Genomic DNA, 792 nt, shown 5'->3' on the forward strand with positions numbered 1-792 from the left:
ATATAGTAACAGTCGATAAAATTGCTGTTACTAAAAGAGCTAATGGAAAAACTTATACTTACGTTTACGTCCAGGATGGTAGCCATAATTATTGGATAGACGAAAGAGCAATTCATCGTTTGGACCAAATTATAAGTACTCAGTCGATGACCACAAATGGCAACCAATATGCGATTATAGACGGAACAACTCGTGATGACGGGATTTACCTAAATGGTCCGGCATATACAAGCAAAAATACTTTCTATTCGGATGACCAAGCTAATAAATATAATGGACATACGATCACTGTTTTGCAAACTGCCGTAACACAACGCTCAAACGGTATTAGTTACAAGTATGCCGAAGTTCAGGATGGTTCAAAAACATATTGGATTGATGCGAGAGCTTTAAAAAAAACAGTATTAATAAGAACATTTAATAATTAATAAAATAAAATCCCAATAGTGTTTAAACTTTTTATATACTATTAGGATTTTTTGTTTTATCTAAAAACTTTATGAATCAATTTTAAAAAAGGTTATAAATAAAATTAGAAGCTTCTTAATATTATAATTAGTTAAATTTTAATAACTTTGAATAATATATATTATGTTAACTAAAATTAAAAAAATTATTTGTCTGTGATGTTACATTTTAAATTCAATTAAATTTTACTTTGAACGGTAAATTAACAGAAATATTATTTTTTGGTGTTCTGTTCTTGCGAATTTTTGAAGATTTCATAGATAAATAAAAATAGAACCTAAGTTCTAAAAAAACGAAAAGTAGATTCTATTTCATGATTAAAGG

1 protein-coding gene is annotated in these 792 nt (G+C 27.3%); it reads left to right on the plus strand.

The genetic code is table 11. The annotated features are described in order from the left end of the window. Positions 1-428, plus strand: a 428-nt coding sequence (locus KH893_RS11130) for an SH3-like domain-containing protein (protein WP_281166187.1), incomplete at its 5' end; no start/stop codon positions are given. Positions 429-792 lie beyond the last annotated feature (364 nt).

This window comes from Liquorilactobacillus sicerae, assembly GCF_029916425.1.
Classification (GTDB): domain Bacteria; phylum Bacillota; class Bacilli; order Lactobacillales; family Lactobacillaceae; genus Liquorilactobacillus; species Liquorilactobacillus sicerae.